The sequence below is a fragment of the Bacillus sp. AFS098217 genome (assembly GCF_002551815.1).
GTDB lineage: Bacteria > Bacillota > Bacilli > Bacillales > Bacillaceae_G > Bacillus_A.
Genome location: NZ_NVPR01000137.1, coordinates 1 through 319 on the forward strand (window position 1 = coordinate 1; position 319 = coordinate 319).

Consider the following 319-nt stretch of genomic DNA (forward strand, 5'->3'; position numbering starts at 1 on the left):
GTTTTGTCCGTTCTTGCTTCAACTTCTGTTTGATTTTCTTGAGCTTTTCTTGTGTTTGTTTCTCATATATGTTCTGTAACTCCATTATACCTGTAAACAACGCCCTTGCTTCTTGCACCGCACTGTTTGCATAGTAATCATTCAATTGATATTTCCGTTTGAGAACAAGATGAAGACTATCTGTATGCAACTTACGGTTCCAACGTTTCTCTCGGACGATTATTTGAAACACATAGCGTTTCGCTGTATTAAATATTTCTATTGTCTGTGTCAATATCTCTACCATTTCATGCGGTACATCTGTCTTATAGATTCGCTT

At 36.7% G+C, this 319-nt stretch carries 1 pseudogene; it reads right to left on the reverse strand.

Annotation, left to right across the window (positions count from 1 at the left end):
* Positions 1-319: pseudogene (locus COO03_RS23785) on the reverse strand (IS200/IS605 family accessory protein TnpB-related protein); the annotation flags it as partial.